At 67.6% G+C, this 26576-nt stretch carries 25 protein-coding genes and 3 pseudogenes; 13 read left to right on the forward strand and 15 right to left on the reverse strand.

Features of this window, described 5'->3' with window-relative positions:
* Positions 1-28: 28 nt before the first annotated feature.
* The 3 genes from hisF to H5395_RS05155 are packed head-to-tail and all read left to right on the forward strand — an operon-like array spanning position 29 to position 1683.
* Positions 29-790, forward strand: a complete 762-nt coding sequence (hisF, locus tag H5395_RS05145) for an imidazole glycerol phosphate synthase subunit HisF (protein WP_182791443.1) — start codon at positions 29-31, stop codon at positions 788-790.
* A complete protein-coding gene (locus tag H5395_RS05150; RefSeq protein ID WP_182791444.1) occupies positions 787-1101 on the forward strand; it encodes a phosphoribosyl-ATP diphosphatase in 315 nt (104 codons plus the stop codon). Before hisF ends, H5395_RS05150 begins: the two co-directional genes overlap by 4 nt.
* Positions 1102-1140: 39 nt before the next feature.
* A complete protein-coding gene (locus H5395_RS05155) occupies positions 1141-1683 on the forward strand; it encodes an MgtC/SapB family protein (RefSeq protein WP_182791445.1) in 543 nt (180 codons plus the stop codon).
* A gap of 9 nt (positions 1684-1692) precedes the next feature.
* Here the strand turns inward: H5395_RS05155 and rnd are convergent, their stop codons facing one another.
* Complete coding sequence (rnd, locus tag H5395_RS05160; RefSeq protein ID WP_182791446.1) at positions 1693-2874, reverse strand: ribonuclease D; 1182 nt, start codon at positions 2872-2874, stop codon at positions 1693-1695.
* A 166-nt stretch (positions 2875-3040) separates the two neighbouring features.
* On the opposite strand from rnd, the gene H5395_RS05165 reads away from it, so the two are divergent.
* From H5395_RS05165 to H5395_RS05195, 7 genes are all read left to right on the forward strand, one after another.
* Positions 3041-3697, forward strand: coding sequence for a glutathione S-transferase family protein (locus H5395_RS05165; protein ID WP_182791447.1), 657 nt, complete (start codon positions 3041-3043; stop codon positions 3695-3697).
* A gap of 51 nt (positions 3698-3748) precedes the next feature.
* Positions 3749-3997: a hypothetical protein gene (locus H5395_RS05170; protein WP_182791448.1), complete on the forward strand. Its 249-nt coding sequence runs from the start codon at positions 3749-3751 to the stop codon at positions 3995-3997.
* Positions 3998-4004: 7 nt separating this feature from the next.
* Positions 4005-4382 carry a type II toxin-antitoxin system death-on-curing family toxin gene (locus tag H5395_RS05175; protein WP_182791449.1) on the forward strand — a complete coding sequence of 126 codons (378 nt, stop codon included), beginning with the start codon at positions 4005-4007 and terminating at the stop codon, positions 4380-4382.
* An 81-nt stretch (positions 4383-4463) separates the two neighbouring features.
* Positions 4464-6434, forward strand: a complete 1971-nt coding sequence (gene parE, locus H5395_RS05180; protein WP_182791450.1) for a DNA topoisomerase IV subunit B — start codon at positions 4464-4466, stop codon at positions 6432-6434.
* A gap of 12 nt (positions 6435-6446) precedes the next feature.
* Positions 6447-7298 (forward strand): serine protease, encoded by an 852-nt coding sequence (locus H5395_RS05185; RefSeq protein ID WP_182791451.1) that lies wholly within the window; start codon positions 6447-6449, stop codon positions 7296-7298.
* Between the two features lie 49 nt (positions 7299-7347).
* Positions 7348-8058 carry a gamma-glutamylcyclotransferase gene (locus H5395_RS05190; protein ID WP_182791452.1) on the forward strand — a complete coding sequence of 237 codons (711 nt, stop codon included), beginning with the start codon at positions 7348-7350 and terminating at the stop codon, positions 8056-8058.
* The gene (locus H5395_RS05195) at positions 8022-8381 is read left to right on the forward strand and encodes a hypothetical protein (RefSeq protein ID WP_234450822.1); all 360 of its coding nucleotides are present in this window, start codon (positions 8022-8024) and stop codon (positions 8379-8381) included. The genes H5395_RS05190 and H5395_RS05195 overlap by 37 nt, the downstream gene beginning before the upstream one ends.
* Positions 8382-8482: 101 nt before the next feature.
* On the opposite strand, the gene H5395_RS05200 is transcribed toward H5395_RS05195, so the two are convergent.
* The 3 genes from H5395_RS05200 to H5395_RS05210 form a co-directional block, all read right to left on the reverse strand.
* Positions 8483-9163 (reverse strand): ABC transporter ATP-binding protein, encoded by a 681-nt coding sequence (locus H5395_RS05200; RefSeq protein ID WP_182791453.1) that lies wholly within the window; start codon positions 9161-9163, stop codon positions 8483-8485.
* Positions 9156-10454, reverse strand: coding sequence for a lipoprotein-releasing ABC transporter permease subunit (locus H5395_RS05205; RefSeq protein WP_182791454.1), 1299 nt, complete (start codon positions 10452-10454; stop codon positions 9156-9158). The genes H5395_RS05200 and H5395_RS05205 overlap by 8 nt, the downstream gene beginning before the upstream one ends.
* A gap of 154 nt (positions 10455-10608) precedes the next feature.
* Positions 10609-11841: an AI-2E family transporter gene (locus H5395_RS05210; protein ID WP_182791455.1), complete on the reverse strand. Its 1233-nt coding sequence runs from the start codon at positions 11839-11841 to the stop codon at positions 10609-10611.
* Positions 11842-11937: 96 nt separating this feature from the next.
* Here H5395_RS05210 and radA point away from each other — a divergent pair, with 96 nt between their 5' ends.
* The 3 genes and pseudogenes from radA to purF all read left to right on the forward strand — a co-directional run.
* Positions 11938-13302, forward strand: coding sequence for a DNA repair protein RadA (radA, locus tag H5395_RS05215; RefSeq protein ID WP_182791456.1), 1365 nt, complete (start codon positions 11938-11940; stop codon positions 13300-13302).
* A gap of 47 nt (positions 13303-13349) precedes the next feature.
* Positions 13350-13949 carry a CvpA family protein gene (locus H5395_RS05220; protein WP_182791457.1) on the forward strand — a complete coding sequence of 200 codons (600 nt, stop codon included), beginning with the start codon at positions 13350-13352 and terminating at the stop codon, positions 13947-13949.
* 146 nt (positions 13950-14095) lie between these two features.
* A pseudogene (gene purF, locus H5395_RS05225) lies at positions 14096-15544 on the forward strand (amidophosphoribosyltransferase); the annotation flags it as partial.
* A gap of 106 nt (positions 15545-15650) precedes the next feature.
* Here the strand turns inward: purF and H5395_RS05230 are convergent.
* The 11 genes and pseudogenes from H5395_RS05230 to H5395_RS05285 all read right to left on the reverse strand — a co-directional run bounded on the left by H5395_RS05230 (position 15651) and on the right by H5395_RS05285 (position 26573).
* Complete coding sequence (locus H5395_RS05230) at positions 15651-16646, reverse strand: glycosyltransferase family 2 protein (protein ID WP_182791458.1); 996 nt, start codon at positions 16644-16646, stop codon at positions 15651-15653.
* A gap of 112 nt (positions 16647-16758) precedes the next feature.
* Positions 16759-16923: a hypothetical protein gene (locus H5395_RS05235; protein ID WP_182791459.1), complete on the reverse strand. Its 165-nt coding sequence runs from the start codon at positions 16921-16923 to the stop codon at positions 16759-16761.
* Between the two features lie 148 nt (positions 16924-17071).
* The gene (locus tag H5395_RS05240) at positions 17072-18934 is read right to left on the reverse strand and encodes a DEAD/DEAH box helicase (protein WP_182791460.1); all 1863 of its coding nucleotides are present in this window, start codon (positions 18932-18934) and stop codon (positions 17072-17074) included.
* Positions 18935-19217: 283 nt separating this feature from the next.
* A complete protein-coding gene (gene catA / locus H5395_RS05245) occupies positions 19218-20156 on the reverse strand; it encodes a catechol 1,2-dioxygenase (protein ID WP_182791461.1) in 939 nt (312 codons plus the stop codon).
* A gap of 36 nt (positions 20157-20192) precedes the next feature.
* Positions 20193-20483, reverse strand: a complete 291-nt coding sequence (gene catC, locus H5395_RS05250) for a muconolactone Delta-isomerase (RefSeq protein ID WP_182791462.1) — start codon at positions 20481-20483, stop codon at positions 20193-20195.
* Positions 20484-20485: 2 nt separating this feature from the next.
* Positions 20486-21658: a muconate/chloromuconate family cycloisomerase gene (locus H5395_RS05255; RefSeq protein ID WP_182791463.1), complete on the reverse strand. Its 1173-nt coding sequence runs from the start codon at positions 21656-21658 to the stop codon at positions 20486-20488.
* Positions 21659-21991: 333 nt separating this feature from the next.
* Positions 21992-23131 carry an alpha-D-ribose 1-methylphosphonate 5-triphosphate diphosphatase gene (locus H5395_RS05260; RefSeq protein WP_182791464.1) on the reverse strand — a complete coding sequence of 380 codons (1140 nt, stop codon included), beginning with the start codon at positions 23129-23131 and terminating at the stop codon, positions 21992-21994.
* Complete coding sequence (phnN, locus tag H5395_RS05265; protein ID WP_182791465.1) at positions 23128-23670, reverse strand: phosphonate metabolism protein/1,5-bisphosphokinase (PRPP-forming) PhnN; 543 nt, start codon at positions 23668-23670, stop codon at positions 23128-23130. The genes H5395_RS05260 and phnN overlap by 4 nt, the downstream gene beginning before the upstream one ends.
* Positions 23667-24984, reverse strand: a pseudogene (locus H5395_RS19420) (alpha-D-ribose 1-methylphosphonate 5-phosphate C-P-lyase PhnJ). Before H5395_RS19420 ends, phnN begins: the two are co-directional and overlap by 4 nt.
* Positions 24981-25580 carry an HAD family phosphatase gene (locus H5395_RS05280; RefSeq protein ID WP_182791466.1) on the reverse strand — a complete coding sequence of 200 codons (600 nt, stop codon included), beginning with the start codon at positions 25578-25580 and terminating at the stop codon, positions 24981-24983. Before H5395_RS05280 ends, H5395_RS19420 begins: the two are co-directional and overlap by 4 nt.
* Positions 25577-26573 (reverse strand): annotated as a pseudogene (locus H5395_RS05285) (carbon-phosphorus lyase complex subunit PhnI). The gene H5395_RS05280 and the pseudogene H5395_RS05285 overlap by 4 nt, the downstream one beginning before the upstream one ends.
* Positions 26574-26576: the final 3 nt, after the last annotated feature.

Below are 26576 nucleotides of genomic sequence, written 5' to 3' on the forward strand. Positions count from 1 at the left end.
TGCCGGTGCGCCGCGCTATCAGGCGGCCATGCTGAAGACACGCATCATCCCCTGCCTCGACGTGGCCGATGGTCGCGTGGTCAAGGGCGTCAACTTCGTGGACCTCATCGACGCGGGCGACCCTGTGCAGGCCGCCGCCGCCTATGACGCGGCAGGGGCGGACGAGCTGTGCTTCCTCGACATCCACGCCACGCATGAAAACCGCGGCACGATGTATGACCTCGTGACCCGGACGGCGGAACAGTGCTTCATCCCGCTGACCGTCGGCGGCGGCGTGCGGACGCCCGAGGATGTGCGGGCGCTGCTGCTGGCGGGCGCCGACAAGGTCAGCTTCAACTCGGCCGCCGTCGCCGACCCCGACGTGATCGCGCGGGCGGCGGACCGTTTCGGCAGCCAGTGCATCGTCTGCGCCATCGACGCCAAGACGGTCGAGCCGGGCCGCTGGGAGATCTTCACCCACGGCGGCCGCCGCCCGACCGGCATCGACGCGGTCGAGTTCGCCCGAACCGTGGCGGAGAAGGGCGCGGGCGAAATCCTGCTGACCTCAATGGACCGCGATGGCACCCGCGCGGGCTTCAACATTCCGCTGACCCGCGCGGTGGCGGATGCGGTGGACATCCCCGTGATCGCCTCGGGTGGCGTGGGCACGCTGGACCACCTCGTCGAAGGTGTCCGCGACGGCCATGCCTCCGCCGTGCTGGCGGCGTCGATCTTCCACTTCGGCACCTACAGCATCGCCGAGGCCAAGGCCCACATGGCCGCCACCGGCATCCCCGTGAGGCTGGAATGACCGCGCTGGAACGCTTGGCCGCGACCATCGAATCCCGCCGCGGCGCCGATCCCTCGTCAAGCTGGACCGCGCAGCTTCTGGCCAAAGGCCCCGAGAAATGCGCCGAGAAATTCGGCGAGGAAGCCGTCGAAGCCATCATCGAGGCCGTGCGCGGCGACCGCGCCCGCCTGACGGCGGAAGCCGCGGACGTGCTGTATCACCTGCTGGTCATGCTGGCCGCGCGCGACGTGGCGCTGTCGGACGTGCTGGCGGAACTCGACCGGCGCGAGGGCCATTCGGGCGTGGACGAAAAGGCCGCGCGCACAGAATAGACCCCGCGCACCCGGCGCGAAACAGCGGGCGGAGACCTCATGGATGCTGTTCTCGCCGATCTGGCCCGCGCTTTCGATCCGCTCGGCTCGATGCCGCTGCATATCGCCGCGCTGCGGCTGATCGCAGCGATCGTTCTGGGCGGCGTGATCGGCTGGGACCGCGAGGTGAACGCCCGTTCGGCGGGGCTGCGGACGCATATGCTGATCTCGCTGGCGGCCGCCACCTTTGTCATTGTCGGCATCGAACTGACCAGCCTTGAGGCCGCGCCCGGCACCACGTCGCAGATCGACCCGCTGCGCCTGATCGAGGGGGTGACATCGGGCGTGGCCTTCCTTGCGGCCGGCTCGATCATCATCAACGGGACCAACGTCCGCGGCATCACCACCGGCGCCTCGATGTGGCTGTGCGGGGCGATCGGCCTTTGCTGCGGTTTGGGCGACATCACCCTGGCGATACTGACGACCGTGCTTGCCATGACGGTGCTGCAGCTGATCCAGCTGCTGCTCAGCCCCGTGGCCAAGCGGGCCAAGGGCGAGCGCCCCGACGCCGACGCGGAGGGGCCGAAGGACCGCGGCGGCTGAGGCCCGGTGTCAGCCGACCACGACCACCCGCACCGCGCCGCCCTGCGCCGACAGCGCGATCTTGCCCTGTGTCAGCCGCAGCGCGTCCTCGCCGAAGACCTCGGCCCGCCAGCCCGACAGCGCGGGCAAGTCGCGCGCCCCCGTGGCGATGGCGTCCAGTTCCGACGACGAGGCGATCAGCTTGGGCGCGACCCCCGCCGCATCGGCCTTGGCCTGCAAGAGAACCCGCAGCAGTTGCGACAGCGCCGCGTTGCCGGGCTTGCCCGGCTCGTCAGGGGCGACCTTGGGCAGGTCGGTGGCCTCGATGCCGGCCTTCACGGCCTCAAGGATGCCCTGCGCGATCTCGCCCCGCCGCGCATCGCGCAGAAGCAGGCGCGACTTGCCAAGGTCATCCTCGGTCAGCGGCTTGGTCGAGGCCAGTTCGATCATCGCGTCGTCCTTGAACACGCGCGAGCGGGGAATATCGCGGGTCTGGGCATAGATTTCCCGGAACCGCGCAAGTTCCCGCACCACCGCCAGGAAGCGCGGAGAGCCGGAGCGCGTCCGCACCCGTTCCCACGCTTCCTCGGGGCGGCTGATGTAGGTCTCGGGGTTGATGAGCGCCTGCGCCTCTTCCGCCACCCACGCATCCCGCCCGGTCTTCTGCAACTGCGCCGAAAGGAATTCGTAGATCGCCCGCAGATGGGTCACGTCGGCCAGCGCATATTCTGCCTGCGCCTGCGTCAGCGGACGGCGCGACCAGTCGGTGAAGCGCGAGGACTTGTCCAGCGGCTGCTTGGCGATGCGCTTGACCAGCGTCTCGTATCCTGCCTGCTCGCCGAAGCCGCAGACCATCGCCGCGACCTGGGTGTCGAACAGCGGATCGGGGAATACGCCCGCGTCGTGGAAGAAGATCTCCAGATCCTGCCGGGCGGCGTGGAAGACCTTGACCGTCGCGGTATGGCGGAACAGGTCATACAGCGGTTCAAGCGACAGGCCCGGCGCCAGCGGATCGACCAGCGTGGCGGGTCCCCCCTCGGCCTTGGGACCGGATGCGGGAGGCAGCGCCATCTGGATCAGGCAGAGCTTGGAATAATAGGTCCGCTCGCGCAGGAACTCGGTGTCGAGCGTCACATAGGGCTGGGCCTTGGCGAGTTCGCAGAATGCCGCGAGGTCTTCGGTCGTGGTGATGATGCGCGGTTCTGCGGCCATCTTCGTCCTTTCAGGGGCGGGTCATCCGCCGGTTGCTGGCTGCCGCTTTATTCCTGTCCAAAGGGGATTGCGAGTGGAAACGGGGGGTTGGACTTCCTTCCTGTTGACGCCGCGCACCGGCGGCCTTTCATGGGCGCGCAGTCCCTTCCGGCCCCTGAGGTTTTCCATGCTGACCATCCACGGCGTCACCCGTTCCCGCGCATCCCGCATCGTCTGGCTTTGCCACGAACTCGGCCTGCCCTTCCGGCAGGAGCGGGTGATCCAGGCCTACAAGCTGCCCTTCCCGGATGCGCCGGATGCGCCGGTCAACACCCGCTCGCCGTCCTTCCTGGCGCTGTCGCCCGCCGGCGCGATCCCGGTGATCGAGGATGACGGGATGGTGCTGTCGGAATCGCTCGCCTGCACTCTGTATCTGGCGAAGAAGCACGGCGGCGAGCTTGCGCCCCGTGATGCCGCCGAAGAGGCGCTGATGCTGCAATGGTCCTTCTACGCGGCAACCTCGGTCGAGCCGGACGCGCTGACGATCATGATGCTGCACACGGGCCGCCAGCAGTCGGGCGAGGACGTCACCCTGATCGCCGATGCGGCGGAACGGCTGGTCCGCCCGATGAAGGTGCTGGAGGATCATCTGGCGACGCACGGCCATCTGGTTGGGGGCCGCTTCACCGTAGCCGACCTGAACGTGGCGGAAATCGTCCGCTACGCGTCGGATTACGGCGAGCTGATGGGCCAGTTTCCGGCTGTGCAGGCATGGCTGACCGCTTGCCATGACCGGCCTGCGTTCCAGAAGATGTGGAAGGCGCGGGCCGCAGAGGAACATTGAAATACATACTGCATTATCTATATTGATGACACCTGCTTGGGAGCCATAACCATGACCCGTCTGCTGACCAACCACATCGCTACCATGACCGAACTGCGCGAGCCGCATAAGGTGCTGGAACGCTCGGGCGGCAAGCCGGTGGCGATCCTGCGGAACTCGGCGCTGGTGGGGTATCTGGTGCCTGCCGAGGCGACCGAAAAGGTAACTTCGCGCTATGCGACCCGTGAGGAAATGCTTGCCGCATTGGAACGCACGCGTGAGCGCGCCCAGCCTGTCCTGAACTATCTGAAGGACAAGTGAGGTCGCGATGGAATACCTGCTGCCCTCGGCCGAACTGGTCGAGGAGGTTCACGACATCGTCCTGAACCCGGGCGAGTTGCCCGGCCGTGCCCGCGACAAGTCGCTTGAAGGTGCGCTCGCACGGGTCGAGAACCGCCTCTCCTATGGCATGATCGAGGATGTGTATGCGCTAGCCACTGCCTACGCGATGGCCATCGCGCAGGGGCATTGCTTCAACGACGCCAACAAGCGCACCGCCTATCGCGTCATGCAGGTGGTGCTGGACTGGAACGGCGGCATCGAGCCTGACGTGCCTGAAGACGTGATGGGTCAGCAGATCATCGCCCTCGCCCAAGGGCATATCGACGACGGCCAGTTGGCCGAGTGGCTGCGCGAGCGGGCGTGAGCCGCTACCCCGGCCGGGGCAGGATTGCCCCGACCAGCCCCTTCGTGGCATGACGCCGCATCATCACAGGCAAGAATACCCATGTCCGACGACCTTCTTTCGGGCGCGCAAGCGGCCACCGACAGCTATTCCGCCGCCTCGATCGAGGTGCTGGAAGGGCTGGAACCCGTCCGCAAGCGCCCCGGCATGTATATCGGCGGCACCGACGAACGCGCGCTGCACCATCTGGTTGCCGAGATCCTCGACAACGCGATGGACGAGGCCGTCGCCGGCCACGCCAGCCGCATCGAGGTCGAGCTGCGCGCCGACCACTCGGTCGTGGTGCGCGACAACGGGCGCGGCATCCCCGTCGATCCGCACCCCAAGTTCCCCGGCAAGTCGGCGCTGGAGGTGATCCTCTGCACCCTGCACGCGGGCGGCAAGTTCACCGAAGGCGCCTATCAGACCTCGGGCGGCTTGCACGGCGTCGGCGCCTCGGTCGTGAACGCGCTGTCGGACAGCATGGTGGTCGAGGTCGCCCGGAACCGCGAGCTGTGGCGGCAAAGCTTCAGCCGCGGCATCCCGCAGGGTCCGGTGGAAAAGGTCGGCCCCGCCCCGAACCGTCGCGGCACCACCGTCACCTTCCATCCCGACGAGCAGATCTTCGGCCACCATCGCCTCAAGCCCTCGCGCATGATGCGGATGGTCAAGTCCAAGGCCTACCTGCATTCCGGCGTTGAAATCCGCTGGAAGACCGAGATCGACGACGGCGAGACCCCGCGCGAGGCGACCTTCCACTTCCCCGGCGGGCTGTCGGACTACCTGTCCGAGCAGATCGGCAAGGCCAGCACCTACGCCGACCGGCCCTTTGCCGGGCTGGTCGAGTTCCGCGAGCGCTTCGGCGTCCCCGGCAAGGTCGAATGGGCGATCAACTGGACGCCCTCGCGCGACGGCTTCATCCAGTCCTACTGCAACACCGTGCCGACCCCCGAAGGCGGCACGCATGAGGCGGGCTTCTGGACCGCCATCCTCAAGGGCATCCGCGCCTATGGGGAACTCACGAAGAACCGCAAGGCGGAGAACATCACCCGCGACGACCTGCTGACCGGCGGCTGCGCGCTGGTGTCCTGCTTCATCGCCGACCCCGAGTTCGTCGGCCAGACCAAGGACCGCCTCGCCACCGCCGAGGCCGCACGTCTGGTCGAGGGTGCGGTGCGCGACCACTTCGACAACTGGCTGGCTGCGGATACGAAGTCGGCGGGCGCGATCCTCGACTTCCTGGTGCTGCGGGCCGAGGAACGCCTGCGCCGCCGTCAGGAAAAGGAAACCGCGCGGAAGTCGGCCACCAAGAAGCTGCGCCTGCCCGGCAAGCTGGTGGACTGCTCGGCCAACGCCCGCGAGGGGACGGAACTGTTCATCGTCGAGGGCGACTCGGCGGGCGGCTCGGCCAAGTCGGCGCGCGAACGCACGACGCAGGCGATCATGCCCATCCGGGGCAAGATCCTGAACGTGCTGGGCGCGTCCTCGTCGAAGCTCGGCCAGAACCAAGAGATCGCGGATCTGTGCCAGGCGCTGGGCGTGGGCATGGGGACCCGCTTCAAGGTGGACGACCTGCGCTATGACAAGGTCATCATCATGACCGACGCCGACGTGGACGGCGCGCATATCGCCAGCCTGCTGATGACCTTCTTCTTCATCCAGATGCGGCCCCTGATCGACAAGGGGCACCTGTATCTCGCCTGCCCGCCGCTTTACCGGCTGACGCAAGGGGCGGCCCGCGTCTATGTCGCGGACGACGCCGAGAAAGAAGCGTGGCTGGCCAAGGGCATTGGCGGCAAGGGCAAGATCGACGTGCAGCGCTTCAAGGGTCTGGGCGAGATGGATGCCAAGGACCTCAAGGACACCACCATGAACCCGGCCAGCCGCAAGCTGATCCGCGTCAGCATCGACGAGGAGGAAGGCGGCGAGACAGGCGATCTGGTGGAACGCCTGATGGGGAAAAAGCCCGAGCTGCGTTTCCAGTATATCAGCGAGAACGCGCAGTTCGTGGGGGACGAGGGGCTGGATGTGTGAGAGGATGAAGCAATGACCTCGGGATATTATCGTGAGGCAAGTGCTGTAAGATTTGCTCGCTATCGCGTTCGCTATCCCTCTTTGGTAGCCCGTCCTTTAGCACTTCTGGCTCGCGGTCAAATTATTAGTCGAGCGACAGGGTTCATTTATGAAAATGCCGGCTCTATGCACCTAGTTAGTAATTGGCATGTCTTTTTTGGGAGAGACATTTACACAGGGGCAGCGAAACATTCCTCTCTGGCCATACCTGATGAAGTTGAAGTTCAGTTCCCAGCAAAACTGATCTCAGATGAGAGGGAAATAGAATTGCATACTGGCAACTTCCCCCTTCAATCATCGAGCGAGAAACCATTATGGAAGATGCACCCAAAGGGACAGGAAGTTGATGTAGCTGTGCTTCCGATTAACATAAATAACCCAAATGATACGACAGCTATAGCTCCAGTTAATATAAGCCTGCCAGTCAACATGAGCAATGGCTTGCGAGTTGCAAATGATGTGTTTATTGTGGGCTTTCCGGAAAAATTTCCTATTGAAATGGCGCTTCCTATATGGAAACGAGGGACTATAGCGGCGGAGCCTTTGCTTGATGGAGAGTATGCCCGAAAATTTTTCATAGATGTTGCAACAAGACCTGGAATGTCTGGCTCACCGGTATTTTACCGGAGAAATGAAGTTATAATGCTAGACGATGGCACTCAGGCGAGCAGTTTGTTAGAGGCAGAATTTGTGCCATGCGGTATTTATTCCGGCCGCATAGACACCTCAGATCAGTTTGCGGCCACAATTGGAATAGTTTGGCCTTTAGGTTTTATTGAAGAGATTGTAGCCAATGGCGTCGCAGGTGGTTTTGTTCGTAATTGATTATTTAGTCTGCAAGAATGTTTACTTAACCCTTAGATCATAGGCCTAGATGATCAACGATCAAAGCCTCGCCCTCACCCCCGCCCATGTCGCCCGCGCCCACCGCTCGGTGGACGAGCCGCCCTACGATGCCTGCTGGACGCTGCTGACCGACGACGACCTGGATGCGCTGGCCGAGGAACTGACCGCAGGCCGGCCCCGTCCGGTGCCGATCTTCTCCTACGGCTCGCTGATCTGGAATCCGGGCTTCGAGGTGGGCGCAATTCGCAAGGGCACCGCGCCCGGCTGGCACCGCAGCTTCTGCATCCACCTCGACCACTGGCGCGGCTCGCCCGACTGCCCCGGTCTCATGCTGGCGCTGGAACCGGGCGGCACCTGCGCCGGGCTGGTGATGGAGATCGCGCCGGGAACCGAACGCGACTCGCTGCGCGCGATCCTGCGGCGGGAACTGGTGGCGCAGGAACTGGTCCGGAACGCCTGCTGGATCACGGTGGAAACCGAACGCGGGACCGAAGACGCGCTGACCTTCTACGCCGGGACGGTTGGCCAGACGCTGGTGCATCTGCCGGTCGAGGAACAGGCCCGGCGGCTCGCCCGTGCCTGCGGTCATGCCGGGTCGGGGGCCGAGTATCTGCAGCGCACCACCGCCGCGCTCGCCGCGCATGGTCTCGACGATCCCTACATGTGGCGTTTGCAGCAGCTTGTGGCCGCGGAAATCGACAGTTGGTCCCATCACGGCACGCCCATCGGCGACGTCTAGGAAGACTGCCCGCCCGCAGCGTTCTGTCCCCAACCCGAAGCAGGAGAGAACCCCTGTCATCCGGCGAGACCACCACCGACCACGACACGATCCGTGAATGGATCGAAAAGCGCGGCGGCATCCCCACCGTCGTCAAGGGCACCAAGGGCGAGGACGGCGAGGGCATCCTGCGTGTCGATTTCGCCGAGCGCGACGAGAAACTGGAAGAAATCCCGTGGGAGGAGTTCTTTCAGGTCTTCGAGGACCGCGCCATCGCCTTCCTTTATCAGGAGGAAACCAAGGACGGGTCCGAAAGCCGCTTCTTCAAGTTCGTCAAGCGGTAAGCGGCGGCCTCTTCAGCCCTGCGACGGCGCACGGCCTTGCTGCAGCGGCCTGCCGGGGTCTGCCAGCCGAGGCCAGCAACCCGACTATATTCGCAACAGCCTCATGCAGCGGCAGGCGCAGTGCGGTCCAGCCGCACCAGCCTGTCCATCCGCCCGGCAAGTTCCATGTTGTGCGTGGCGATCAGCGCAGCCATCCCCGTCTCGCGCACCAGCGCCATCAGCACGTCGAAAACCCGGTCCGAGGTGGCGGGGTCGAGGTTCCCCGTCGGCTCGTCCGCCAGCAGCAGCGAGGGCGCGTTGGCCAGGGCACGGCAGAAGGCTACGCGCTGCTGCTCGCCCCCGGACAGCGCCGCCGGGCGGTGATCGGCGCGGGGCGTCAGGCCCACGTGGTCCAGCAAGTCCGCCGCGCGGGCGCGGGCAGCGCCATCCACCACGCCGTTGGCATGCTGCGGCAGAACGATGTTTTCCAGCGCGGTGAACTCGGGCAGCAGGTGGTGGAACTGGTAGACGAAGCCCACTTCGCGCCGCCGCGCCTCGGTCCGGGTGCGGTCGGGCAGGCCCGTCATGTCGCGCCCGTTCAGCACCACGCGGCCCGCGTCGGGCGTGTCCAGCAGCCCCGCGACATGCAGCAGCGTCGATTTGCCCGCGCCCGAAGGGGCGACCAGCGCCACGATCTCACCCTTTGCGACCGACAGGTCCAAGCCGCGCAGCACCTCGACGGCGGCGGGGGTGCCGGGGTTGTAGGTCTTGGCGATGCCTTCCAGCCGCAGCACGTCATTCATAGCGCAGGGCCTCGACCGGGTTCATGCGGGCCGCGCGGCGGGCCGGGAAGATGGTGACGATGAAGGACAGGGTCAGCGACAGCCCCACCGCCTTGGCGATGTCGATGCCGCGCAACTCGGCGGGCAGGCGATAGATGCCGCGCACCGAGGCGTCCCAGGCGCCCCCGCCCGAGAACCAGTTGATCCCCGCCATGATGCTGTCCACGTTCAGCGCCAGAAGGACGCCCAGGATCACCCCGGCGATGGTGCCGATGATCCCGGTGAAGGCTCCGCAGAGGAAGAAGACGCGCAGGATCGCCCCTTCCGTCAGGCCCATGGTCCGCAGGATGCCGATGTCGCGGCCCTTGTTCTTGACCAGCATGATGAGGCCGCTGGTGATGTTCATCGATGCGATCAGCACCAGCACCGACAGGATGACGAACATCACGTCATCCTCGATGTCCAGCGCCGACAGGAACGACCCCGAGGCGTCGCGCCACGTCCAGACGATCCCGCCCGGCAGCGCCTGCATTAGGGGCATCGTCAGCGCATCCACGCCCTCGGGGTCGGAAACGAAGACCTGGATCTCGTCCACGACGCCCTCGCGGTTGAAGAAGGACTGCGCCTCGGCCAAGGGCATGTAGATGCGGGTGCGGTCGATGTCATAGCGACCGGCGGAGAAGACATAGACGACCGGATAGGTGGCGATGCGCGGCGTCGTGCCGAAGGCCGTCTGCGCCCCGTGGGGCGAGATCAGTTGCACCAGGTCCCCGACATTCACCCCCAGTTCCCGCGCCATGCCGATGCCGATGGCCACGCCTTCGTCAAAATCGGACAGGTTGCCCTCGGCCGTTTCCGGGTTGGCGACACGGGGGATGGCGGCAAGGTCCTCGGCACTCAGGCCGTAGACCTCGGCCACGTTCGACCGATCCGCCACACTCGCCATCACCTGCCCGCGCACGACGGGATCGGCGCGCTCGACGCCGGGCAGAGCCTCGATCCGGGTGACGGCGGCGGGATAGTCGGAAATCGTGCCCGCGACCGTATAAACCTCGTCCGTCAGCTCGTTCACGATCGAGCTTGGCGGCAGGTAGACCGTCGAATGGGCGTTGGCACCAAGGATCGTGTCCACGAACTCGGCCCGGAAGCCCGAGCGGACGGCCAGCGTGGCGATCAGCGCCATCACCCCCAGCGCGATGCCGATCAGGCTGATCCAGGTCATGACCGACACGCCCCCCTCGGCGCGGCGCGCGCGCAGATAGCGCCAGGCGATCATGAACTCATAGCGCGCAAAGGGGGCTGGGTTCGCCATGCGGGGGCCTTTCGTCACTCGCGCCCTGCAATGGCTGCAGACCCCGCCCGATGCAAGGCGACAACCCCGTGAGCCTCATGCCCATCTTCTTCGGGGTAAATATCCCGGGATCGTCGTATACGACGATGGGGCAGAGCCCCGGGCGGCCTTGCCGTCAGTCCGGGCGGGTGGCGTCCTTCAGCCCCTTCATGTCGGTGCGGTCGGACAGCAGCAGCGCCCAGGGGCGCAGCACCGGCACATGGGCGCCCAGCACGACCAGCGCCACCGTGACGGGCACCGCCAGCAGGGCGCCGGGAATGCCCCAGATCCAGGACCAGGCCAGAAGCCCCACCAGCACGACCAGTGGAGAGACGGAGACGCGCTTCCCCTCGACCTTGGGATCGACGTAATTGCCCATGACCTGCTCGATGACGAGGATGCCGAGGCCAACCGCAACCGCGGTGCCGATGTCCTGCGTCATGAAGACATAGATCACCGGCAGCAGCCCCGCGATGATCGAGCCGACCGTGGGGATGAAGTTCAGAAGGAACGTCAGGATCACCCAGACGAGGATCAGCCCCGCGCCGAAGAACCACAGCCACAGCCCGTAAAGCGCGGCGGTGATGACGCCCAGCGCTGCCCGGATGAGCAGGTAGGCGCGGATCTTCTGCGCGATCACCTCGGCGGACTCGGTCAGCCGCCATTCGTCGCGCGGATGGGTGATGGTGGCGATCTTCCGCCGCCAGTCGCCGCTTTCGATCAGGATCAGCAGGGTGAAGAAGAAGATGATGACCAGCGCCGAGCCGAGCCCGACCGCCGAGTTGAGGACCGTCGTCGCCACGCTGCCAAGCACGCTGGCCATGCCGCTGGCCATCCGGGACGCGAGATCGCCGCCGGACCCCGACAGCATCCCCTCAAGCCCCGATCCCTCGCCGTCGGAGAAGGCCTCGGCCCCCGCCTCGGCCCCGTCGCCGGGCAGGCTCAGGGGCAGGGCCGGGGCGGTGTCGCCGCCCGACGCCTCGTCCTCGGACCCGTCCTGCGGCAGCATCTGCGCGATCTCCTCGCCCGAGGGGAACTCGGCGATCACCTGCTGCGCGGCCAGCCACAGCGCCCCGAAGAACAGCGCCACCACCAGCAGGATCAACGCCATGGCCGAGGTGACGCCCAGCCATTTCAGCTTGTCGGGCATCCGGTCCCGCACCCGGTCGCGCACGGGCATCACCGCCAGCGCGATCAGGATCGACGAGACCAGCGGGATAACCACGGCGCCGGTCGCGCGCAGGCCCCAGCCGATCACGACCAGCGCGATCAGCGCCAGCAGCACGGTGCGGATGTCAGGCCGGTCGCTTGGCGGAGCGCGCGTTCCTGACCGGGCGGTTGCCCCCGCGACCTCGCTTCCGTCTGCCATGACCGTTCCCTTGCTGGTGCTGCGGTCCAACCACCGCCTGCTAGATAGGTTCCGCCGCGCTTGCGGCCGCCCGGTGGGGCTGCCACATAGGCCGGCATGGCCAAGCCCGTCACCTCCTTCACCTGCACCGCCTGCGGTGCCGCGCATCGCAAGTGGTCCGGCCGCTGCGAGGCCTGCGGCGAATGGAACACCATCGTCGAGGAAGCGCCGCTGAGCCAGGGACCGGGCCGGGGCCTCGGCGCCCAGCGCGGCCGCACGATCCCGCTGAGCGGGCTGTCCTCGACCGAGCCGCCGCCCGCCCGCGCGCCCTCGGGCATCGAGGAACTGGACCGGGTCCTGGGCGGCGGACTGGTCCCCGGCAGCGCGATCCTTGTCGGCGGCGATCCGGGGATCGGGAAATCGACCCTGATGCTGCAGGCTGCCGCGGCCTTCGCCCGCCGGGGCACCTCGGCCGTCTATATCAGCGGCGAGGAAGCCGGCGCGCAGTTACGGATGCGGGCGCAACGGCTGGGGCTTTCGGACGCGCCGGTGCGGCTGGGGACGGAAACGGCGCTGCGCGACATCCTGACGACGCTGGACACGGAACGACCCGAGGTGGCGGTGATCGATTCCATCCAGACGCTGTGGTCCGACACGGTCGAGGCCGCGCCGGGCAGCGTGGGGCAGGTCCGCGCCGCAGCCCACGAGCTTGTGACCTTCGCCAAGCGATCCGGCGTCGCCGTGATCCTCGTCGGCCATGTCACCAAGGACGGCCAGATCGCCGGTCCCCGCGTGGTCGAGCACATGGTGGACACGGTGCTTTACTTCGAGGGCGAGCGCGGCCACCAGTTCCGTATCCTGCGCGCGGTCAAGAACCGCTTCGGTCCCTCGGGCGAGATCGGCGTCTTCGAGATGACCGGCGGCGGGCTGTCCGAAGTCGCCAACCCCTCGGCCCTGTTCCTGTCCGAACGGGGCGAGCCTGTGCCCGGCAGCGCCGTCTTCGCCGGCATCGAGGGCACACGGCCCGTGCTGACCGAGGTTCAGGCGCTGGTGGCACCCTCGACGCTCGCCGCGCCGCGCCGGACGGTGGTGGGTCTGGACAGTGGCCGTGTGTCCACCATCCTCGCCGTGCTTGAGGCCCGGTGCGGCATCCCCTTTGCCGGGCTGGATGTGTTCCTGAACGTCGCGGGCGGGATGCGGGTCGTGGAACCCGCCGCCGACCTTGCCATCGCGGCAGCGCTGCTGAGTGCGCGGGAAGACCACGCCCTGCCCGCCGAAACGGTGTTTTTCGGCGAGATCAGCCTGTCGGGCGCGCTGCGTCCTGTGGCGCAGGCGGAAAACAGGTTGAAAGAGGCGCAGAAACTTGGTTTTTCCCGGGCCATCCTGCCCGAGGTCCAGAAGGTCGAGGGCGGCGGCGGCATGAGCCTTGCGCGGGTCGCCGATCTGACCAGTTTCACGGGCGAGACATTCGGAGCCGGATGACCGCCCCAATCATGCCGGGCCAAGGCCCGCACAGAGGGCGGTAGAAGATGGACGGATTCACCCTGATCGACGGCATTGTGGCCGCCGTCATCATTCTGTCGGCGATCCTCGCCTATTCGCGCGGCTTCGTGCGCGAATCGCTGGCGATCATGGGCTGGATCGGCGCGGCCGTGCTGGCCTTCGTCTTTGCCGCGACCCTGCGCCCGATGATCGCCCAGATCCCTTACGTGGACAGCATCATCGCTGACAACTGCGAACTTGGCATGATCGCGGGATTTGCCGTGGTCTTCGCCCTGGCGCTGGTGGTGTTTTCCATCCTGACGCCGCTGTTCTCGTCGGTCGTGCAGCGGTCGGCGCTGGGCGGGGTCGATCAGGGCATGGGCTTTCTCTTCGGCGTGGCCCGCGGCATCCTGCTGGTCGTGATCGCCTTCATCGTCTACGACCGGGTGATGACGACGCAGCGGGTCGCGATGGTGGACCAGTCGCGTTCCGCCCAGGTCTTCCAGCAGATGAGCGGCGAACTGAACCAGCAGATCCCGCAGGACGCGCCCGGCTGGCTGGCCGCCCGCTTCGAGCAACTGGTCCGCGACTGCGGCCCGACCGGCGTCACGGTGGCGCCCACCGCCCCCGCGCCTGCCGCGAACTGATCCGAAAGCCGCGACGTTCCGGTGATCTGCCGCCCTGTGGGGTGACTTTTCACCGGTTCCATCCTACATAGACGCAGTCCCGCTCGACTCGGGGCTGCTACAGCCGCCCGAGCGACCTTCACCCCACACAGCTACAGGCCGACGCGATGCAGCCCTTTCTTGCGGATCCATTCGACAGCGACCGGCTGCACGAGGAATGCGGCGTCTTCGGCGTGATCGGCGTCAATGATGCGGCGAACTTCGTCGCTCTCGGCCTGCACGCGCTGCAGCACCGCGGGCAGGAGGCCGGCGGCATCGTCGCCTTCCACCCCGACAAGGGCTTCAACAGCGCCCACCGCTTCGGCTACGTCCGCGACAACTTCACCAAGGCGTCGCTGATGGAAACCCTGCCGGGCGAACTGGCCATCGGCCATGTCCGCTATTCCACCGCAGGGGCAAAAGGCCCGGCGATCCGCGACGTCCAGCCCTTTTTCGGCGAATTCGCCATGGGCGGCTGCGCCATCGCCCATAACGGCAACATCACCAACGCCGTCGCCCTGCGGCGCGAGCTGATCGAGCGCGGCTCGATCTTCCAGTCGGGCTCGGACAGCGAATGCATCATCCACCTGATGGCGCGGTCCATCCAGCGCAACATCCCCGAGCGGATGAAGGACGCGTTGCGCCGGGTCGAGGGCGCCTTCAGCGTCATCGCCATGACCCGCACCAAGCTGATCGGCGTGCGAGACTCGCTGGGCGTGCGCCCGCTGGTGCTGGGCAAGCTTGCGGGCGACGGCTATGCGCTGGCGTCCGAAACCTGCGCGCTGGATATCATCGGCGCCGAGTTCGTGCGCGAGATCGAGCCGGGCGAGATGGTCGTGATCTCGAAGGGGAAGGTCGAAAGCTCGCGCCCCTTTGGGCCTGCCTCGGGCCGCTTCTGCATCTTCGAGCATGTCTATTTCAGCCGCCCTGATTCAATCATCGGCGGGCGGTCGGTCTATGAGACGCGCAGCCAGATCGGCGTGGAACTGGCCCGCGAGGCCCCGGTCGAGGCCGATCTCGTCTGCCCCGTCCCCGATTCAGGCACCCCCGCGGCCATCGGCTACGCGCGGGAAAGCGGCATCCCCTTCGGCATGGGGATCATCCGCAACCAGTACATGGGCCGCACCTTCATCGAGCCGACCGAGCAGATCCGCAACATGGGCGTCCGGCTGAAGCTGAACGTCAACCGCGCGCTAGTGAAGGGCAAAAGGGTCGTGCTGGTGGACGATTCCGTGGTGCGCGGGACAACCAGCCGCAAGATCAAGGACATGATCATCGACGCGGGCGCGGCCGAGGTGCATTTCCGGGTCGCCTCGCCGCCCACCGCCTGGCCCTGCTTCTACGGCGTGGACACGCCGGACCGCGACAAGCTGCTGGCCGCGAACATGACCCCCGAGGAAATGCGCGACTGGATCGGCGTGGACAGCCTCGCCTTTGTCTCGCTGGACGGGCTTTACCGCGCCGTGGGCGAGGCGCAGGGCCGCAACGATTCCTGCCCGCAATATTGCGATGCATGCTTTTCGGGCGACTATCCGGTTGCGCCCTTCGACCAGCTTGAACGCGGCTTCCGCATGAAGCCCGATCCGCTGTCAGGCGATGCCGAGGCGCAGCAGGACCAGACCGGCTACGAGCCGGTGGACCACACCCTTCCCCCGAACAACGCCACCCACGCGGCGGAATAGCTCAGCCCGCCAGCGCCTCGATCAGCGCGGCATGGCGGCGCTCGGTTTCTGCCTGCGCCGCGGCAACCTTGGGGATGTCCATCAGCCGCGCGTATTCGGCCTGCAGCCGGGCACCGTGGCGCTGGCCGAAGCCGGTGTCGCGGATGCCCGCCCCGGCGATGCGGTCGAAATAGCGATAGGTGTGGCGGTCGTTCTGCTGCCCCTTGGGGGCGGCACCCCGCCCCCGGTCCTGCCGCAGCAGGAACGAGGCCAGCGACTTGACCGCGTAATGGTTGTAATGCGCCATGCCGTAGCGGATGTCCTCGACCGGAACGTTGCGCAGGAAGGCCCACAGCTTGCCGCCCGGCGGGATTGCGAAGGTCGAGCCATCCGCCCGCATCACCAGCAGGTCGCGGTCCCCGCGATATCCCATGACCGAGTGGTTGTGGATCTGCCGGAACCGCCCGATCCCCCGCGTCAGGGTCTTGACGGGGCCGTTCGCGCGATGCCGCTCGGGCAGGCGCCGGGTGAACTGGTCGGTGACAAGGCCCGGCTGCCACTGGGGATCGTCGCCGGTCCCGAAGGTCCGGGCGTTCAGCATCACGATGTCCACGCTCTCCTCGGTCGCGGCGGTCAGGTCCTGCACCTTGCCCTGCCCCGTGCAGACATCCAGGAACTCGTCGGCATCCAGCACCATCAGCCAGTCGGCGCGGTCAAGCCCGTGCGCCTTGCGCATCGCCGCATAGGCGGCGTGCTGCGGCACCTCTCCGGGTGCGACGGTGCTGCGGTGATGGATGATCGCGCCAGCGCGGTCCAGCGCGTCCAGCAGCAGGTCGGTCCCGTCGCGGCAGTCGTTCGAGGCGATGAAGATGCGGTCAAAGCCGATGGCGCGGTGATGGGCCACGAATTCCAGCGCATAAGGCCCCTCGTCCCGCATGGACGAGACCAGCACATGGCCCAGCGAAGCCTTTGCGCCCGCTTCGTCCGGCACGGGCATGGCCATGCGGTCGTCCTGCATGATTGCCTCCACCTGATCCGGGCCGGGGCCTGGCGACCAGCCTGCGCCCTTCGACCGGGCGGATGTGTCCTGCACCGGGGGCGAGGTCAAGCGGATCGGGGCCGGGCCTTGTTCAGGCAGTGGACTCCCTGGCGGGCTGCGATGCCCCGTCCTCGGCCGCGGCCTGCTCGACCACGGCCTCGAACAGTTCTCCCAACTCGCGCTCGGTCAGATCTTCCACGGTCGTGCCCGCCGGCAGCAGGGCATCAACTGCATCACGGGTGGTCGTCGGCATCATCCTGCCTTCTGCCCCAAGGGGGCGCTTCGAGGAACGGGGAAACCCAAGCGTTATCCGCGCGGACCCCGAGCGGTCAAGCGGCCGCATCGGCCACCTGACGCAGCGGCAGTTCAAACCTGCATGAGCAGACCGCCGGGACGAGGCGTCGTCAATGCTTGGGGGCCTTGGCGGGCCAGCGCGGCTTGCCTGTCGCGCCCGCCACCTTCGGCTTGAACCTGGCGCGAGGGGCCTCGGCCGTGCCGCCGGGCGCCTTGTCGAATGACTTGCCGGCCTTGGCTGCACGCGGCCGCTTGGCGGCAGGCCCGCTGTCCTTCTGGCCGTCCAGAGGCGTCCAGCGCGGTTGCGCCTCGGTCCGGGGCGCCTTTGCCGCGCCGCGGACGGGGCGCGGCGGCCGGGCTGCGGCTCGGGACCCGTGGTCGGGACTGTCCAAGCTCGGCTCGCCCGGCAGGCGGCGCATGGACAGGCCCGGCTCCAGTTCCGCTTCGGCGCCGAAGCGGGGGGCCATTGCCGCCGCGATCTGCACGAAGGTCTCGTCCTGGCGGACGCGGATCGCGCCGATGGCGTCGCGGGTGATGCCGCCCGCCTCGCAGATCTTGGGCAGAAGCCAACGCGCCTCGGCCCGGCCGGTATGCCCGACCGACAGCGCGAACCAGACGGCCTCGCCGAACTCGCCGCGCGGACGCGGGGCGGCGGCCGTCTGGGGCACCGTGGTCTCCATCAGTTCCTCGGGCGCGGGCCGACCCTCGCGCCACAGCCGCACGAAGGCTGCCGCGACCACCTCGGCGCCGAAACGTTCCAGCAGCAGCGCGGCGGTCGCGGCTTCCTCGCCCGGTTCCTCGGTCAGCGCCGGATGGTCGAGCAGCCGCATGTCGTCGCGGGCGCGCACCTCGTCGGCCGAGGGCGCCTTGCCCCATTCCGCCTCGACCTTCGCGCCTTGCAACAGCCGTTGCGCCTTCTTGGTATCGCCCGGCGTCACGATCAGCGCCGAGACGCCCTTGGCCCCCGCCCGGCCCGTGCGGCCCGAGCGGTGCAGCAGCGTTTCGGAATTGGTCGGCAGGTCCGCGTGGATCACCAGCTCCAGCCCCGGAAGGTCGATGCCCCGTGCGGCCACGTCGGTCGCGATGCAGACCCGCGCCCGCCCGTCGCGCAAGGCCTGCAGGGCATGGGTGCGTTCCGTCTGGCTGAGTTCGCCCGACAGCGCCACGGCCTTGAAGCCGCGGTTGCCCATCCGGGCCAGCAGATGGTTCACGTTGGCCCGCGTCTTGCAGAAGACGATGGCCGTCTGCGCCTCGTGAAAGCGCAGCAGGTTGAAGATGGCGTTCTCGCGGTCCCGCGTCGTCACGCTGAAGGCGCGATAGGCGATGTCGCCGTGCTGACGTGCCTCGCCGGCCGCGACGATGCGCAGGGCGTCCTTCTGGAACTCGGTCGCGAGCTTCGCGATGGCTGGCGGCACGGTGGCCGAGAACATCAGCGTGCGGCGGTCTGCGGGCGCGGATTGCAGGATGAACTCCAGATCCTCGCGGAAGCCGAGGTCCAGCATCTCGTCGGCCTCGTCCAGCACGCAGGCGCGCAGCGCCGACAGGTCGAGGCTGCCGCGTTCCAGGTGGTCGCGCAGCCGTCCCGGTGTGCCCACGACGATCTGCGCGCCCCGCGCCAGCGCCCGGCGTTCGGTGCGATAGTCCATGCCGCCCACGCAGGTGGCGATCTGCGCGCCCGTGCCTGCATAAAGCCAGTCCAGTTCGCGGGCGACCTGCAGCGCCAGTTCGCGTGTGGGCGCAATGGCCAGCGCCTGCGGCAGCGGGATTTCCGGCAGCCGGTCGCCGTCGAGGATATCCGCGGCAATCGCCAGCCCGAAGGCCACCGTCTTGCCCGAGCCGGTCTGCGCCGACACCAGGATGTCGCGCCCCGCCGCGTCGGTGGCCAGCACGGCCTGCTGGACCGAGGTGAGGCTGTCATAGCCCTTGTCGGCCAGAGCCGCGGCCAGCGGCGCGGCGATTTCGAGATCTGTCATTGATACTTTACCAGAAGGGGATGCCACGCACCCGATGAGCGGCACCACGTCCTTCCAGTCCGGGCCCCTGCGCCCGGCCATCAAGGAAACCTCGCGCCAAGGGAGTTCCGCTATCCGCTGGCTGCGCGAAAGTCAACCGCCTGTCGCCCCAACCCTGACCACAAACCGACATTTCCCCTGCCCCGCACAGGCAGGAGCTGCCCGCGCCGGTCACGGCATCGGGCAGCCCCCTCTTTCGTTCGCGCCGCCTTCCGGCGCTGCGCCTGCCGGATGGCGGCGAGAATCAGGCGACCGCGCGGCGGCGGGCTTCGTTCACCTGGTTGTCCACACCCTCGACCAGCGGCGTCAGGTGGATGTCGAAGACGATCTCGGCGAAGGGACCCTCAAGGCCGTTCGCCTGGATGCTTTCCGGGTCGGTCCGCTCGATCACCGGCGGGACCAGCCCCTCGCGCGTGGCATAGGCAAAGTCGTCGTTCACCAGCGGGTCGCCCTCGATGTTGATCTGGGTGGTCAGCTTGCGGTGCCCTTCGGCGCTGATGAAGAAATGGATATGCGCCGGGCGCTGGCCATGGCGGCCGAGCGCCGACAGCAGCGCCTCGGTCGGGCTGCCGGGCGGCACGCCGTAGCCGCTGGGCAGGATGCTTTGAAACCTGTAGCGCCCGTTCTCGTCGGCGATGATCGTGCGGCGCATGTTGAAGGGCGCCTGCTTGCCGGTCGGGTCGAAGTGCGAATAGAAGCCGCGTGTGTCGCAGTGCCAGACCTCGACCGTCGCGCCGGGCATCGGCTGGCCGTCCGCCCCGTGGACCGTGCCGTGCATGATCAGCGTGTGGCCGTTGGTGTCGGTGCCGTCGTCCAGCCGGGCGAAGCCCTGCTCGACCGGGGCGCCCGCCACGTAAAGGGGGCCTTCGATGGTGCGGGGGGTCGGGTTGTCGATGCCCAGTTCCGCGTCGATCGCGTCCAGCCGTTCGTCCAGGAAATGGTCCAGCCCCAGGCCGGGCGAGATCAGCCCCGCCTGCCCCGCTGCCCCAAGGTCGTTGAGCCAGGCGATGGCGGTCCAGTATTCATCGGGCGTCACGTCCATCTCATCGATGGTGCGGAACAGGTCCGACATGATCCGGTGGATGAGCTGCTTTACGCGCGGATCGCCGCCCTCGTTGTCAAGCCCGCTGAGCGTCCTCAGGAACTGCTGGATGTCGGGCCTGTCGAAAATCCTGACTGTCATCTGGTCCTCCTTCTGGAATGATGGCGCGGTCGCGGCCTAGGCGTCGTCGTCGCGGATCGACGAGGGGTGGCGCAGCAGGGGCGTCACCTCGATCTTCATGAACCTGAACAGCGGCAGCCCCGACAGGATCTCGTGCAGTTCCGCATTGTCGCGCACGTCGAAGACGCTGTAATTCGCGTATTGCCCGGCGATGCGCCAGATGTGGCGCCACTTGCCGCTGCGCTGCAGATCCTGCGAATAGGCCCGTTCCCGCGCGATGATCTCGGCCGCCTCGTCGGCGGGCAGGTCATGCGGAATCCGCACATCCATGAACACGTGAAAAAGCATTTTCAGCGCCCCTGCCCGATGTCGATGGTCCTGCGCAGGCCGTCCCGGGCGAAGAAGGCGACGCGATCCTCGTCCAGTTCGATGCCAAGGCCGGGGCCGCCCGGAACCTCAAGCTCGAAATCGCTGTAGTCCAGCGGGGTGGCCAGGATCTCCTCGGTCAGCAGCAGCGGGCCGAAAAGCTCGGTGCCCCATTGCAGCCGGGGGAAGGTGGCGAAGACCTGGGCCGAGGCCACCGTGCCGACGCCGCCTTCCAGCATCGTGCCGCCGTAAAGCCCGATCCCCGCCGCATCGGCGATGGCCGCGACCCGCTGCGAGGCGTAAAGGCCGCCGCTCTGCTCGATCTTGACGGCGAAGACATCGGCGCCGCCCACCTTGGCAAGCTCGAAGGCGGTCTCGGGCCCGTGCAGCGATTCATCTGCCATCAGCGCGATGGGAAAGCGGCGCACCAGCCGCGCCAGCGCCGCGGTCGAGGCGACCGGCTGCTCGACCAGCTCGCAGCCCGCGTCGGCCAGCGCGGCCATGCCGTAGGCGGCGTCGGTCTCGTTCCAGGCCATGTTCACATCGACGCGCACGGCGCCGCGGTCGCCCAGGGCGCGCTTGATCTCGGCCACATGGGCCATGTCCTCGCGCACCGCCCTTGCGCCGATCTTCAGCTTGAAGATGCGGTGCCGGCGCAGGTCCAGCATCTGCTCGGCCTCGGCGATGTCCTTGGCGGTGTCCCCCGAGGCGAGCGTCCAGGCCACCGGAAGCCGATCGCGCAGCCGTCCGCCCAGCAGTTCGCTGACCGGCAGCCCCAGCCGCTTGCCCTGCGCGTCCAGCAGCGCCGTTTCCACCGCGCATTTGGCAAAGCGGTTCTCGCGGATCATCCGGCCGATGCGGACCATCAGCGCCTGCACGCGGCTGGCGTCCTGGCCCTGCATCACCGGGGCGAAATAGCTGTCGATGGCAAGCTTCATGCTTTCGGGGCTCTCGCCGCCATAAGCAAGGCCGCCGATGGTCGTGCCCTCGCCGATCCCGACGATTCCGTCGCTGCAATGGACGCGCACCAGCATCAGCGTCTGGCCGGTCATGGTCGCGACCGACAGTTTGTGCGGCCGGATCGTCGGCAGGTCGACAATCACCGTCTCGACCCGCTCGACAGTTGGGAAAGGGCTATGTCCGGGGAACTGTGTCATGCAGTCATGATGCCCTGTCGGCCGAGCCTCGTCCAACATCATTTGCATCTGTGATGATACCCCCCAGGGTATCGCGGGGCGATGCTCACCGGCATGGTCGCAGGGGCTTCGGCTGCCTCGACGCAGGATCGCAGCCGATATGCTGCCGATAGACCTGCGGGTATCCCGGCTTCGCCGCTGGCGCGGGAAGGTCAGGTCACGCCGTCAGAGGTTTTGCACTCTCATACATGGAACGCAGGAAAGTGCCCGGAGGAAGCCTGCCGGGACGCGCAGGTGCCGCCATGGCAACGGCGTTTCCGCCGGAAACCCGCTTGTTCCGGCAAAGTCTCATCTTCAGACCCGCCGTCCCTGTACCCAGGCGCCACGCACCGCGCCAGCATTGCCGATGCGCGTCACCCGGATGGCGTCGGCGCGGGCGCCGATTTCCAGCCGCCCACGGTCGTGCAGATCGGTGGCCCGCGCGGGCGCAATGGTCACGGCCGCAATGCCGCGTGCGGTGTCGCCCCAGATATCGCCCAGCATCAAGGCCCCGGTCAGCAGCGACGAGGGCACATAATCCGAGGACAGGATGTCCAGCAGCCCCTCGGAGGCCAGCGCCGCCGCCGCGACATTGCCGCTGTGAGAGCCGCCGCGGATCAGGTTCGGCGCCCCCATCATCACCAGGATGCCGTGGTCGTGGCAGGCGCGAGCGGCCTCGGCGGTCGTCGGGAACTCGGCGAAATGGACGCCGTGACCGGCGCTGACCGCCACCTGCCCGGCGGTGGTGTCGTCGTGGCTGGCCAATGTCGCGCCATAACGGCGGGCCTCGGACACCACGATGGCCTCGTGACGGGCGCCCACGCGTTCCTTCAGGGCGGTCATGTGCAGGACATGGGCGTCGAAGACCTCGTCGGTCATGGCGAAGCGGCCGGTGTAATAGTCGCGCAGCTTGGACAGGTCCCGGAACTGCCGCTCGCCCGGCGTGTGGTCCATCAGGCTGACGATGCCGATGCGGTCGTCGGGACCGAACTTGGCCATTTCCGCGATCAGCGTCTCGGAACAGACCTCGGCCCGCAGATGCAGGAAATGGCTGATCCGCAGCGCGCCCTGCGCCCGCAGGTCCATGATCTCGGTCGCAAGCGCGCGGGCATATTCGCCATAGTTCGCATCCGCGTCGGACACGACAGACCCGACCCGCAGCGCGTCGAAGACGGTGGTGATGCCCACGCCCGCAAGTTCCGCGTCATGGGCGATAATGGCGGCCTGATGCGGCCAATGCACCTTGGGGCGCGGCTGCAGGTGGCGTTCCAGGTTGTCGGTGTGCAGTTCGATCAGGCCGGGCATGACCAGGTCGCCCTCGCAGTCGATGGCGCCGGCGGGCACCTGCGTGCCCTGCGCGATGTCGGCAATGCGGCCGCCGGCCAGCCGGACCTGACCGCTGATGGTCTCGCTGGGCAGGACAAGGCGGGCATTGGCAAGGATGGTTTCGGTCATCGGTTGTCCTGTGTTGTCATTCCCGCGGCATCCAGCGCGGCCAGCAGCCGGGCCACGCCCTCGTCGGGGGTCGCATCGTTCATCACGGTCGCGGTCGCAAGCCCGTCGGGCAGGTCGAAGCCGGCGCGATCCAGCCGTTCGGCAATGTCGCCGGGGGTTTCGCGTCCGCGCGCGGCCAGCCGCCGGGCCAGCAACTCTGGCGGGGCGGTGATAACGATCACCCGCAGGTCGGGGAAGACCGCCTGTGCCGCAGGCAGCGCCGCGCGGCTGCCGTTGAAGATCACGTCGCCGTCACCCCGCACCTGCGCGCTTGGTATCCCGTAGCTCAGGCCGTGGGCCTGCCAGTCCAGCGCGAACTCGCCCCGTGCCTTGCGGGCGGCGAATTCCGCGGGCGTGACGCCCTCGAAATCCTCGCCCCCGGCCCCGGTCGGGCGGGTAATGACGCGGCGGGCCAGCCGCAAGCCGGGACGCGCCCGCAGCGCGCCCTCGATCAGCGTGTCCTTGCCCGCGCCCGAGGGGCCGACCACCGCGAAGATCATGCCACAGCCTTGGGCGTGAAGCCGGTCACGTCCACCAGCCGGTCGCAGACGGGGGCGCGGGCGCGGGCGGCCTCGTCGTGGAAGATGCCGAGGACTGCGGCAACGCGCGCCCTGGCTTCCTCGATCAGCCGCAGCACGACCTCGCGGTTGGTGGCGTCAAGGCTGGCGGTGGGTTCGTCCAGCAGCAGCGCCGCGTAAGGGCGGGCGAAGCCGCGGGCGATGTTGACGCGCTGCTGCTCGCCGCCCGGGAAGGTGGTGGGCGACAGGCCCCACAGCCGCTCGGGGATGTTGAGCCGGCGCAGCAGCGCCGCCGCCCTCGCCTTTGCCGCGTCGGAGGATGTGCCCAGCGTCAGCAGCGGCTCGGCCCCTACCTCCAGCGTCGGCACGCGCGGGAGGCGCAGGAACTGGCTGATATGGCCCAAGGTATCCCGCCGCAGCGCGATGATCCCGCGCGGCGAGGCCGTCGCCACATCGGTGCCGCCCACGATGATGCAGCCCCCGGCGGCAAGGTAGTTGCCCCAGAGCATCCGCATCAGCCGATGCGCCAGCAGCCGGACCACGGCAAGGTCATGGGTCACGATGATGACCGACAGCCCGAGGTCGCGCACGAGCCCGCGCAGCAGGTCCGGCAGACGCGCCTGCACCGAGACATCCAGGCCCCGGGTCGGCTCGTCCATGAAAACCAGCCGCGGCCCGGTCATGAGGTTCCGCGCGATCTGCAGCCGCTGCTGCATCCCGCCCGAGAACTGCGCGGGCCTGTCGTCGACGCGGTCGGCGGCGGTTTCGGCCCGACCCAGCCAGTCCTGCGCGGTTTCTCGGATGCCGCCATAGTTGCGCGCGATGTCCTCGTACAGCTTGACATGCATGAGGCCGTATTCCTCAAGTTCGTGCATCTTGCGCGTTTCCGTCTCGCGCGGTTCCAGAAAGCGCAAAGGTTCCGGGATCGGCACCTGATAGACGAGGATCTGGTCCTCGGCCAGCGGCTGTTCGGGGATGCAGTGGCGGGTCTGGATAACGGCCGCCTCGTCGGTGCGTTCGGTGACGGCGACGCCTGCGGTGCGCTGGAAGAGCTTGCGGATGCTGACCGCGTTGGCGGGGTCGTCCGCGCCCTCGTCGATGACCTTCAGCCAGTCCCCGGGGCTCAGGCGGGCGGTCGTCACCTGCACCGCTGCCGGTGCCCCAGCCGTAAGGCATGGGCATCTCGCGGCTGGCGAAGGGCACCTGATAGCCGGGCACCGCCACGGCCTTGAGGATCGCGCGGCGGATCATGCGGGTGGCCTGTTCGTCCGGGCAGGCGAAGTTGCAATCGCTCACAGCAGCCCCCGTTCGCTCAGGTCGGTTTCCAGCCCCTCGGGCGTGGTGAAGACCACCGCCTCCATCCCGAAGGCACGGGCACCTGCCACGTTGGCCGGGCTGTCGTCGATGAAAAGGCAATCCGCAGGGTCCAGCCCGTTGCGGGCGCAGAGGACACGAAAGATCGCGGCATCGGGTTTCAGCAGCTTCTCCTGCCCCGAGACCACCACGTCGCGGAAGACCTGCGTCAGCCGGGGATGCAGGCGCTGGGCGTCGGGCCAGGTCTCGTCTGACCAGTTGGTGATCGCGTAAAGCACGTGGCCTCGCGCCGCCAGCCGGTCCACCAGCGCCCATGTGCCCTCGATCGGCTCGGCGATGGTCTCGGCATGGCGCGAAGGATAGTCAGTCGCCGGATGCGCGCGCTCGCCATGGCGGGCGCGCAGGTCGGCGCTCGCTTCGGCCCAGCTTCGACCGCCGTCCTGAAGGCGGTTCCAGTCGTGGAAGCCCACCTCGTCCAGATAGGCATCGATGAGTTCGGGGCTGTCGAAGTGATCCGCGAAGGCCGCGTTAAGGTTCCAGCGGACCAGCACATTGCCGATGTCGAAGACGATGTTCATGCTGCAGCCTCCTGCATCGGCGCGGCCTCGGCCCGCAAGCGGCGGACGAGTTCCAGTTCCGCCTGGAAATCAACATAAAGCGGCAGATTGATATGTTCCAGGAAGCCAGTCGCCTGGATGTTGTCGCAGTGATAGAGCACGAATTCCTCGTCCTGCGCCGGGGGCGCCGGTGTCATCCTCGCCCAGTTCCCGCCAGCGCGGCGCCCGGTCCACGAGGCTCATGGAGACGGCCTTCCATTCGGACTGACCGAAAACCAACCCATAACCGCGCGTGAACCGCGGCAGCTTGGTGCGGGAGCCCTTGAACTGGTTCACCGTCTCGGATTCGGTCAGCTCGACCTCGCCGATCTCGACGGAAAAGCCCAATTTTAGAATCCCCACCTCGACGGCCACGCGGCCGATGCGAAGCTCGCCCACGAAAGCATGGATGCGGCCAAGGCCGCGCTGGGTGGAAGAGGCGAGCGACAGGATGAAGCCCTCGTCCCTCCGCGCAAGCGCCTGCAGTCGCAAGGGACGGGCGGCGGGCAGTTCCAGCGGCTCGCGCGTCAGGTCAGGGAGCGCGGTGTCGCCCTGCGCCTCGGGGGTCGCGTCCTGCGCGGTTGCAGCCGCGACCTCGCCCTCGGCCCCGAGCTTCATGTCGAGCGGACGGTGCGTATAGTCGAAGGCCGGCCCCAGCACCTGCCCGCCCGGCAGGTCCTTGAAGGTCGCGCTGCCCCGCCGGTCCACCGCCATCGCCGCCGTGTCCACCGGACGCGAGGCCCCCAGCCGTGGCAGCGTCGTTCGATGGGCGCGGATCAGGAACACCGCTTCGATCAGGTCGCCGCGCGCCTGCCTGATCGCCAGCGCGGCAAGGTCGGGTCGTAAAGCGAGCCTTCTGTCATCCCCCCGGTTGACCGCCAGCCGCATCTGTTCGCGGATCGGGGCAATGGTCAGGTCCGGGACGGCGGGGTCGCCGCGGAGTTCCTCGGCCAGCCAGACATGGGCATTGTCGATGGC

Origin of the sequence: Paracoccus sp. MC1854 (genome assembly GCF_014164635.1) — a bacterium.
GTDB lineage: Bacteria > Pseudomonadota > Alphaproteobacteria > Rhodobacterales > Rhodobacteraceae > Paracoccus.

What these genes read in the sequence shown, in the direction of transcription:
- H5395_RS05200 (WP_182791453.1), bottom strand. Translation starts at nt 9,163, where the DNA reads ATGAATGACGTGCTGCGGCTGGAAGGCATCGCCAAGACCTACAACCCC.
- H5395_RS05175 (WP_182791449.1), top strand. Translation starts at nt 4,005, where the DNA reads ATGGAATACCTGCTGCCCTCGGCCGAACTGGTCGAGGAGGTTCACGAC.
- H5395_RS05205 (WP_182791454.1), bottom strand. Translation starts at nt 10,454, where the DNA reads ATGGCGAACCCAGCCCCCTTTGCGCGCTATGAGTTCATGATCGCCTGG.
- radA (WP_182791456.1), top strand. Translation starts at nt 11,938, where the DNA reads ATGGCCAAGCCCGTCACCTCCTTCACCTGCACCGCCTGCGGTGCCGCG.
- catA (WP_182791461.1), bottom strand. Translation starts at nt 20,156, where the DNA reads ATGACAGTCAGGATTTTCGACAGGCCCGACATCCAGCAGTTCCTGAGG.
- H5395_RS05280 (WP_182791466.1), bottom strand. Translation starts at nt 25,580, where the DNA reads ATGAACATCGTCTTCGACATCGGCAATGTGCTGGTCCGCTGGAACCTT.
- H5395_RS05230 (WP_182791458.1), bottom strand. Translation starts at nt 16,646, where the DNA reads ATGCAGGACGACCGCATGGCCATGCCCGTGCCGGACGAAGCGGGCGCA.
- H5395_RS05235 (WP_182791459.1), bottom strand. Translation starts at nt 16,923, where the DNA reads ATGATGCCGACGACCACCCGTGATGCAGTTGATGCCCTGCTGCCGGCG.
- H5395_RS05220 (WP_182791457.1), top strand. Translation starts at nt 13,350, where the DNA reads ATGGACGGATTCACCCTGATCGACGGCATTGTGGCCGCCGTCATCATT.
- H5395_RS05260 (WP_182791464.1), bottom strand. Translation starts at nt 23,131, where the DNA reads ATGACCGAAACCATCCTTGCCAATGCCCGCCTTGTCCTGCCCAGCGAG.
- H5395_RS05150 (WP_182791444.1), top strand. Translation starts at nt 787, where the DNA reads ATGACCGCGCTGGAACGCTTGGCCGCGACCATCGAATCCCGCCGCGGC.
- H5395_RS05185 (WP_182791451.1), top strand. Translation starts at nt 6,447, where the DNA reads ATGACCTCGGGATATTATCGTGAGGCAAGTGCTGTAAGATTTGCTCGC.
- catC (WP_182791462.1), bottom strand. Translation starts at nt 20,483, where the DNA reads ATGCTTTTTCACGTGTTCATGGATGTGCGGATTCCGCATGACCTGCCC.
- H5395_RS05155 (WP_182791445.1), top strand. Translation starts at nt 1,141, where the DNA reads ATGGATGCTGTTCTCGCCGATCTGGCCCGCGCTTTCGATCCGCTCGGC.
- H5395_RS05255 (WP_182791463.1), bottom strand. Translation starts at nt 21,658, where the DNA reads ATGACACAGTTCCCCGGACATAGCCCTTTCCCAACTGTCGAGCGGGTC.
- parE (WP_182791450.1), top strand. Translation starts at nt 4,464, where the DNA reads ATGTCCGACGACCTTCTTTCGGGCGCGCAAGCGGCCACCGACAGCTAT.
- H5395_RS05170 (WP_182791448.1), top strand. Translation starts at nt 3,749, where the DNA reads ATGACCCGTCTGCTGACCAACCACATCGCTACCATGACCGAACTGCGC.
- H5395_RS05210 (WP_182791455.1), bottom strand. Translation starts at nt 11,841, where the DNA reads ATGGCAGACGGAAGCGAGGTCGCGGGGGCAACCGCCCGGTCAGGAACG.
- H5395_RS05240 (WP_182791460.1), bottom strand. Translation starts at nt 18,934, where the DNA reads ATGACAGATCTCGAAATCGCCGCGCCGCTGGCCGCGGCTCTGGCCGAC.
- hisF (WP_182791443.1), top strand. Translation starts at nt 29, where the DNA reads ATGCTGAAGACACGCATCATCCCCTGCCTCGACGTGGCCGATGGTCGC.
- rnd (WP_182791446.1), bottom strand. Translation starts at nt 2,874, where the DNA reads ATGGCCGCAGAACCGCGCATCATCACCACGACCGAAGACCTCGCGGCA.
- H5395_RS05190 (WP_182791452.1), top strand. Translation starts at nt 7,348, where the DNA reads ATGATCAACGATCAAAGCCTCGCCCTCACCCCCGCCCATGTCGCCCGC.
- H5395_RS05165 (WP_182791447.1), top strand. Translation starts at nt 3,041, where the DNA reads ATGCTGACCATCCACGGCGTCACCCGTTCCCGCGCATCCCGCATCGTC.
- phnN (WP_182791465.1), bottom strand. Translation starts at nt 23,670, where the DNA reads ATGATCTTCGCGGTGGTCGGCCCCTCGGGCGCGGGCAAGGACACGCTG.